We start from the raw sequence: 393 nt of genomic DNA, 5'->3' as shown, positions 1-393 counted from the left end.
CGAGATCGATTTTCCAGTTGTAAATTTGGTTTGGAACATTCATGAATTTCATGTCACAGACGAACCGTCCCGTACTTTGAAGACGCATTTGATTTTTATCTATTTTGAAATTTTGAATTCCTTTTGAAATATCGCTTTCGGTTGAAATCACCGTGCAAGTATGCCCCGGAATACTTAAGTCCATCTGGGCAATCTTCGAATTTTTATCGACACTTAACTGAATCACGCCCTGGGAGCGATTATATTGAGATGGGTCGCTTGCCAATTGGTTCCATCTCTTGTTCATGGATTTTACACTGCCTTCTTGAATCTGAGCCATGTCGTCTTTAGTGGGCTTAAAAGCATAAAGGTATATCCGAACCCACGAATATCCAGGGGTCCCAAGCCTGGGCT

The 393-nt window shown here is 41.7% G+C and carries 1 protein-coding gene; it reads right to left on the bottom strand.

The genetic code is table 11. The features are described from left to right. Nucleotides 1-319 (bottom strand): hypothetical protein (locus CBF90_RS18285; protein WP_141097240.1); only part of this gene is annotated, 319 nt, incomplete at its 3' end. Nucleotides 320-393 lie beyond the last annotated feature (74 nt).

The sequence above is a fragment of the Microbacterium sp. AISO3 genome, from assembly GCF_002204305.1.
Taxonomy (GTDB): domain Bacteria; phylum Actinomycetota; class Actinomycetes; order Actinomycetales; family Microbacteriaceae; genus Microbacterium; species Microbacterium arborescens.
This window is presented reverse-complemented; position numbering and strand designations above follow the sequence as displayed.